Origin of the sequence: Dokdonella sp., assembly GCF_049593775.1 — a bacterium.
In the GTDB taxonomy this organism is placed as follows: domain Bacteria; phylum Pseudomonadota; class Gammaproteobacteria; order Xanthomonadales; family Rhodanobacteraceae; genus Dokdonella.
On the sequence record NZ_JBAWHJ010000389.1, the window covers coordinates 1 to 6,622 of the forward strand.

At 59.4% G+C, this 6,622-nt stretch carries 7 protein-coding genes; 3 read left to right on the forward strand and 4 right to left on the reverse strand.

The features are described 5' to 3' along the window. The 4 genes from WBP53_RS13290 to WBP53_RS13305 form a co-directional block, all read right to left on the reverse strand. Positions 1-427, reverse strand: a 427-nt coding sequence (locus WBP53_RS13290; protein ID WP_423929688.1) for an alanine--tRNA ligase-related protein, incomplete at its 3' end; no start/stop codon positions are given. Positions 428-483: 56 nt separating this feature from the next. After that, positions 484-981 (reverse strand): regulatory protein RecX, encoded by a 498-nt coding sequence (locus WBP53_RS13295; RefSeq protein ID WP_423929690.1) that lies wholly within the window; start codon positions 979-981, stop codon positions 484-486. Between the two features lie 42 nt (positions 982-1,023). Beyond that, complete coding sequence (gene recA / locus WBP53_RS13300) at positions 1,024-2,055, reverse strand: recombinase RecA (RefSeq protein ID WP_423929692.1); 1,032 nt, start codon at positions 2,053-2,055, stop codon at positions 1,024-1,026. A 119-nt stretch (positions 2,056-2,174) separates the two neighbouring features. After that, positions 2,175-2,642 (reverse strand): CinA family protein, encoded by a 468-nt coding sequence (locus WBP53_RS13305; RefSeq protein ID WP_423929700.1) that lies wholly within the window; start codon positions 2,640-2,642, stop codon positions 2,175-2,177. Between the two features lie 482 nt (positions 2,643-3,124). Here WBP53_RS13305 and WBP53_RS13310 point away from each other — a divergent pair, with 482 nt between their 5' ends. The 3 genes from WBP53_RS13310 to WBP53_RS13320 form a co-directional block, all read left to right on the forward strand. Further along, positions 3,125-5,191, forward strand: a complete 2,067-nt coding sequence (locus tag WBP53_RS13310) for an ATP-binding protein (RefSeq protein WP_423929694.1) — start codon at positions 3,125-3,127, stop codon at positions 5,189-5,191. After that, complete coding sequence (locus WBP53_RS13315) at positions 5,188-5,625, forward strand: response regulator (protein WP_423929696.1); 438 nt, start codon at positions 5,188-5,190, stop codon at positions 5,623-5,625. Before WBP53_RS13310 ends, WBP53_RS13315 begins: the two co-directional genes overlap by 4 nt. 7 nt (positions 5,626-5,632) lie before the next feature. Beyond that, a partial coding sequence (locus tag WBP53_RS13320) for a PAS domain S-box protein (RefSeq protein WP_423929698.1) occupies positions 5,633-6,622 on the forward strand: 990 nt, incomplete at its 3' end.

Sequence of the window (6,622 nt, forward strand, 5' to 3'; positions counted from 1 at the left end):
CGTCCTTCCAGATCGCGTAAGCCTCATCGTCCGTCTGGTAGATCGTGACCAGCAACTTGTCCTTGGGCAGCTTCCAGACTTCAGTCAGCAATTCCCAGGCCCACAGGATCGCTTCGCGCTTGAAGTAGTCCCCGAACGACCAGTTGCCGAGCATCTCGAAAAACGTATGGTGTCGCGCCGTATAGCCGACCTGGTCAAGATCGTTGTGCTTGCCGCCTGCGCGCAAGCAACGCTGCACGTCGACCACGCGCGGACTCGGCGGCTTTTCGCTGCCGAGAAACGCGTTCTTGAACGGGACCATGCCCGAATTCGTGAACATCAGGGTCGGATCGCTGGACGGGACCAGCGAAGCCGAAGGCACCACCGTGTGGCCCTTGGAGCGGAAAAATTCTAGGAACTCTGAGCGGATGTCGGCGCTGGTTTTCATCAATCAGTTCAATCCGGACGGGGCGGACGCGCCAGTGACCGTCCGCAGTGGAGAACTCAATCGAACTCGTCACCCGGATCGCCGATTTCGGCGCGCGTAAGGGCGCTTACTGTGGAGGCATCGAAGCCACGACGCAAGAGAAAGGCCGCTCGCTTGCCACGTTCCTTGAGGTCAGCGGCCGGCTTGCTACCGTAGTGGCGCTGCAACTGCTGTCGGCCAAGATCGGTCCAGTCACATTCCAGTCCGTCGATGGCGGATCTGGCAGCGGAGTCGTCGACCCCCTGGGATTTCAATTCCGCGGCTATCCGCCGCGGCCCGTATCCATTCGCCGCACGCGATCGCGCCAGCATTTCGGCGAACCGGGAGTCGCTCTGGTACTTCTGTTTCTTGAGGGCATCAATGGCCTCGCTGGATTCCTCACCGGAGTAGCCTCCACGCGCGAGCTTTGCCTTGAGCTCGCGCTCGGACTGTTCACGCCGAGTAAGGAGGCCCAGCGCCTTGTTGTAAGCACTGGGCTTTTCCGAGCGAGGCTTCCCCGGGGGCTTCCGACTCATGGTCGAATATCAGACTTGCCCGGCATGGCGGCACCGCCTTGCTCAGGCCTCTTCGACTTCCACGGCCGGAAGCGGCGAGTTGCCGACCTTCACCAGCAGCTTGTCACGCAGCGCCTTGTCGATTTCGTCAGCCATGGCCGAGTGTTCCTTGAGGTACTGACGGACGTTGTCCTTGCCCTGGCCAATTCGATCGCCGTTGTAGCTGTACCAGGCACCAGACTTCTCGACGAGGTTGTGCAGCACGCCGAGATCTATCAGCTCGCCTTCGCGCGAGGTGCCCTCGCCGTAGAGAATTTCGAATTCCGCCTGACGGAACGGCGGTGCCACCTTGTTCTTGACCACCTTGACCCGGGTTTCCGAGCCGATCACCTCATCACCGCGCTTCACGGCACCAATGCGCCGGATATCGAGTCGGACCGATGCATAGAACTTCAGCGCGTTGCCGCCCGTTGTTGTCTCCGGGCTGCCGAACATGACGCCGATCTTCATGCGAATCTGGTTGATGAAAATGACCAAACATCCTGATTTCTTTATGTTTGCTGTCAATTTTCTCAGAGCCTGACTCATCAATCGCGCCTGCAAACCGACGTGTGTGTCGCCCATTTCCCCTTCGATTTCCGCCTTGGGGGTGAGCGCGGCGACAGAGTCGACCACCACCACGTCAACAGCATTCGAGCGCACCAGCATGTCGGCAATCTCGAGCGCCTGTTCACCGGTATCGGGCTGGGAAACCAGCAGGTCATCGACCTTGACCCCCAGCTTTTCCGCATAACTCGGGTCAAGTGCGTGCTCGGCATCGACGAAAGCGGCGGTCCCGCCGGCCTTCTGGCAGGCTGCGATGACCTGGAGGGTCAGGGTTGTCTTGCCGGATGACTCGGGGCCATAGATCTCAACCACGCGTCCTTTCGGCAATCCACCAATACCGAGCGCTATATCAAGGGTGAGCGAACCTGTCGAAATGGTAGGGATAGCCTCGTTGACACGATCGCCCATGCGCATGACCGCGCCCTTGCCAAACTGTTTCTCGATCTGGCTCAACGCGGAGGAGAGCGCCTTGCGCTTGTTGTCGTCCATCGGGGATTCCTTGGTAGTCACGGATTGAGAGCCTGCCGGCAGTCCATCTCAGATGCTGAGAACTGCCTGGACCTCGATTATTTCACACGCAGCTATGAGCGGAAGAGCAGATTTCCGACTCAGCTTGTAAGAATTCGCCGCACGCCTTCCAGTGCGGCACCAACCGTCTGCCGACGAACCGCTTCCCGATCACCATCAAAATGGAATTGCTCGGATCTTGCGTAGCCGCCGCGCCGTTTCCAGCCGATCCAGACCGTTCCGACCGGTTTTCCGGGCGTATCGCCTCCAGGGCCGGCAATACCAGTCACGGCAACGGCCACGCCTGCGCCAAAGCGCGCCAAAGCGCCGGACACCATTTCCACCACGGTCTCCTGGCTCACTGCCCCCGTGCGCTCCAGCGTTTGCGGCTGGACACCGAGAAGCGCCTCCTTGGCCTCGTAGCTGTACGCCACAACACCACACTCGAACCAGGTCGAGCTACCGGGAATGTCGGTCAGCACCTTGGCGATCCAGCCGCCGGTGCAGGACTCCGCCGAAACAATGGTCTGGCCGTGCGAAATCAGCAATTCTGCGATGGTGTTGCCCAAGGCAAAGAGCTGCGCATCATCGGTTGGTTCGTGGGGTGTCACGGCACTTCTCCGTTGGGCTGGCCTGCGACGGCGACGGTATCCGATCAGGCCTTGCGCGTCGAGCATCTGGCGGAAGCTGCGCTTTCCGGGCCAGAGGAACGGCGAAACGTCCAGCAAGCGCTTCGTTCGCGCTGCTCGAAATGCCTCGAACAGTGGAAGGATCATCCCCCAGCGACGGCCGTCCTTGTGAGTGGAATTCTGCTTTTCAATACGGGAGGCAGCACGAATCTCCCTTCCGGTAGCAAGAACCAATGAACAGGCCTAGACTCGAGACGTTCCAGCTACCGCGCATTGCCGGCTTGGCCTGTAGCGACCAGAAATCTGGAATTCACATGGATTGCCGTGAATGAGTTAGGCACACGTACAGAGTTCATTTCGCCGGCTTGGCCTTCGCGGTCAATCCTCGTGCCCTGCGAGCCATCCGCCCAGGGCAGCCGAGCATGATCGCCAGCGAGGATTCGGGCCTGCTCGCCCCTTTTCATCGGTTTTCCAAGTTCACCGCACTGTTCGCCATTGGCGTTGGCCTTCTGGTACTGATCGGGTGGTCCATTGGCCACCAATGGCTCAAAAGCGTCCTGCCGAGCCTTGTCGCGATGAATCCGGCGACCGCAGTGTTGTTCGTTCTGCTTGGGTTGTCGCTTTGGTGGAGACTCAGTCGGGAGTCTGGCCGGCATTATCGCAACTCAGGGTGGCTGGCCGGGGTGGTTGCCGCGATCGCGGCCCTGAAGCTCGTCGGCATCGCACTGGGCTGGAACTCGGGCGTAGACACATGGCTGTTCCAGGAACAACTAGCAACCACGGCAATCAACCTGCCAAACCGTATGGCGCCCAACACGGCAGTCAACTTCTTCCTGCTGGGTTTCGCCATCCTGCTACTGGATACGAATTTGCCGAAGGGTCATCGGCCCAGTGAGTATCTGGCGGCCGCAGCCGGGTTCATAGCACTGTTGGCCTTGCTCGGCTACGCCTACAAGATCAGCTCCATGTCCGGGCTCGCGCGATTCATCCCGATGGCCTTGAATACGGCGACTGCCTTCCTGCTCGCGGTGCTGGGGATATTGAGCGCACGTCCGCGCTCAGGTTGCATGTCGCTGATCACCGGCGACGGGCCGGGCGGCGCAATGGCGCGACTGATGCTGCCCGGTCTTGTCATTCTGATAACGGTAATCGGCCTGCTTCGTGTGCAGGGCGAGGCCATGCAGCTCTTCGACGCCGATCTCGGAGTCACCCTCTATACGCTGGCCGTCATCGTGCTCTGCATTGCCTTGACCTTGTGGAGCGCACTCTCTCTGGACCGGGCGGCTGCCAGGCAAATGCGCGTCGAGCGTGAGCGTGAAAAAGCGTTCTCCAGATTGAAGCACAGCGAAGCTCGCGTTCGCTCGATCGTGGATACCGCCTACGACGCCTTCATATCGATAGATGCCGGAGGTCTGGTGATCGACTGGAACTCCTCGGCGGAAAACATGTTTGGCTGGGCGCGCACCGAAACCATTGGGCGTCGACTATCCGATTTGATCGTTCCATCACGATATCGCGATGCGCACGAACTGGGACTGCAGCGCAATGCGGAGCCTGATGCCGGCACCGGAAAACTGCTCAATCGGCGCGTTGAAATGACCGCAACTCGACGCCAAGGAGGTGAGTTCCCGATCCAGATGACCATCTGGCCGCTCGGTACCGGGCCGACGCGCATTTACAACGCATTTATCGGAGATATCACCGAGCGCGTCAAAGCCGAAAAGAGCATCCACAAGCTGCACTCCGAACTGATCGCCAATGCCAGCCAGCTTGAGCAGAGCAACAGGGAACTGGAAGCTTTCAGCTACAGCGTCTCGCACGACCTTCGCGCACCGTTGCGGCACGTAGACGGCTATGCACGCATGCTGCAAGAAGATGCGGTCGACAAGCTCGACCCGGAGATGCGCCGATACATCGACGAGATCAGTGATGCTGCCCGCAGAATGGGGGCGCTGATCGATGACCTCCTTTCTTTTTCGCGACTTGGACGCAAGCCAATCCAGAAAGTGGACGTGGATATGGGCACATTGGTCAAACGTGTCTTGCAGGAACATGGAGACGCCGCGAAAGGAGCCGTAAACATTTGTAACTTGCCTGCCGCGCATGCAGACCCCATGCTGCTCAAGCAGGTCTGGACGAACCTGATTTCAAATGCAATAAAGTACACCACACCCCGCGGAAGCGAAGCCCGGGTCGAGATCAGCGGCGAACAGGACGAATCGAAGGTGCGTTACCAAATCCGCGACAACGGCGTTGGTTTCGACATGCGCTATGCCGACAAGCTGTTCGGCGTCTTTCAGCGTCTGCATTCAGACGAGGAGTTCGACGGGACTGGTGTCGGGCTGGCCATCGTGCAGCGCATTGTCACGCGGCACGGCGGCCAGATCAGCGCGCAAGGCGAGCCGGGCGTTGGTGCGACGTTTGCATTCGAGCTACCCCGACACGGGCACCCCGACAGTCCAGCGTCCATTGAGGAGGTCAAGGAATGAACTACCAAAATGTCGAAATCCTGCTTGTCGAGGATTCAAAAGCCGACGCGGAAATGACCTTGCGAACACTCAAGAAGCGCGGCATCGCGAATAACGTCGAGTGGGTGCGCGATGGTGCAGAAGCCCTGGACTATCTGTTTTGCACGGGATCCTATGCGGACCGCAAAAATGGGCATCCGAAACTGGTCCTGCTCGATCTGAAGATGCCGAAACTGGATGGCCACGAAGTCCTTGAGAAAATGAAATCGGATCCGAGGACCCGAACCATTCCAGTCGTCATGATGACGTCCTCGCGAGAGGAAGGTGACTTGGTTGCCAGCTACCAGCTTGGGGTCAACAGTTTCGTGGTCAAGCCTGTTCAGTTCGACGAATTCGCCGAGACGGTGGCCCAGGTTGGCATGTACTGGATGATCGCCAATCAAGCGCCTGGATGAGCGCCCCATGAAAGTCGACAGCATCCCGCTCAGAATTCTGATGGTAGAGGACTCACGAGCCGACACCGATTTGATCCTGCATCAACTCAGGGACATGCCGCGCAGTTTCGTGCATACCCGCGTCGCCAATGAATCAGACCTGCGCAAGGCGCTGACCGAGTTCGAGCCTGACGTCATACTCAGCGATTTTCGCATGCCGGGCTTCAGTGGGCAGGAAGCACTAAAGCTTGCGTTGGCGCTGGCACCGGGCACTCCCTTCCTGTTCGTCTCCGGCACGATCGGAGAGGAATTGGCAATCGACACGCTGCAGAACGGCGCAATGGACTATGTGCTGAAGGACAACCTCAGGCGCCTGCCCAACGCGATCGAAAGGGCCCTGGACATCGCACAGTCGCGGCGAGAACGCGATCACATGGAGCGAGCCCTCAGGGACAGTGAAGAGCGTTTTCGAGCCATCGTCGAAAGCAGCAACGACTGGATCTGGGAGCGTGATTCCGAAGCCCGCACGACCTACTCGAACAGTGCGGTTTCCACGATCCTCGGATTCGGATCGAACGAAGTCCTGGGCATCCCCGCTATCGAATTCATGATGCCGGAAGACCGGCAGGAGGCTACAGCCCGCCTCGCCCTTTTGACGAAAGAAGGCCGGGGCTGGCAAGGCTGGAGACAGCGCTGGTGCCATCGAGACGGAAGCACCCGGACCCTCGAAAGCAGGGCTACACCCTTGCTCGACGACCACGGCAAGGTGATCGGCTTTCGCGGCATCGACCATGACATCTCGGACCGGCTCAATCATGAGGCCCAGATCCGGCATCTCGCCCGAATTCATGCGGTGCTCGGATCCTTGGGCAATGCGGTCCTGCGCTCCGGCTCGCGCGATCAGTTATTGCAGCAGATGTGTGAGGTGGCCGTCGAAAAAGGGGGCTTCGCTGCCGCGTGCATCTCGCAACTTTCCGATGACAGGAAGTGCTTGAACCTGACTCACAGTTCCGGCAAT

What these genes read in the sequence shown, in the direction of transcription:
- WBP53_RS13295 (WP_423929690.1), bottom strand. Translation starts at nt 981, where the DNA reads ATGAGTCGGAAGCCCCCGGGGAAGCCTCGCTCGGAAAAGCCCAGTGCT.
- recA (WP_423929692.1), bottom strand. Translation starts at nt 2,055, where the DNA reads ATGGACGACAACAAGCGCAAGGCGCTCTCCTCCGCGTTGAGCCAGATC.
- WBP53_RS13310 (WP_423929694.1), top strand. Translation starts at nt 3,125, where the DNA reads ATGATCGCCAGCGAGGATTCGGGCCTGCTCGCCCCTTTTCATCGGTTT.
- WBP53_RS13315 (WP_423929696.1), top strand. Translation starts at nt 5,188, where the DNA reads ATGAACTACCAAAATGTCGAAATCCTGCTTGTCGAGGATTCAAAAGCC.